The sequence below is a fragment of the Bacillus sp. LR--39 genome (assembly GCF_053613335.1).
This window is the reverse complement of sequence record NZ_JBSIOT010001707.1, coordinates 1-502: the sequence shown is the minus strand read 5'-3', so window position 1 is coordinate 502 and position 502 is coordinate 1. Positions and strand designations below refer to the sequence as shown.

Below are 502 nucleotides of genomic sequence, written 5' to 3'. Positions count from 1 at the left end.
ACAACTGCGCTTCCAGAAAAGATCGTGCCTTTTTCATCCGGATACAGCGCAACAGGAAGGTGTTCCCATGTAACCAAATCTTTGCTGACGGCATGCCCCCAATGCATGGGCCCCCACTGAAGCCCGTATGGATGGTATTGATAGAACAAGTGATATTCCCCGGCATAATATACCATTCCGTTTGGGTCATTCATCCAGTTTGCCTCCGGTGTGAAGTGATATTGAGGACGGTAATCCTCATCATAGTAGCTTGAATCGGCTGCATCTGCCGAAATGCCATAGTCAACAGCAGGGTGAACATGATCATGACTTGAATAAGTCTCTTTTTCATTTGTTCCTTCGCTCCTCTCTTCATGTTTGAACACTTTCAAGAGAGACTGCTGCGCAAGCTGGTCCGTTTCTGGCAATTCTTCTCTGTTTCACTGTTATCCGAATGATTTATATATGAAAAGACTGCTGCAGTTTCTCTCTCTTTCCTTCACACACCTTATGCTAAGAATCC

At 45.2% G+C, this 502-nt stretch carries 1 pseudogene; it reads right to left on the bottom strand.

What is annotated here, in order from left to right:
* Positions 1 to 331, bottom strand: a pseudogene (locus ACWHAR_RS32685) (levanase); the annotation flags it as partial.
* Between the last annotated feature and the right edge of the window lie 171 nt (positions 332 to 502).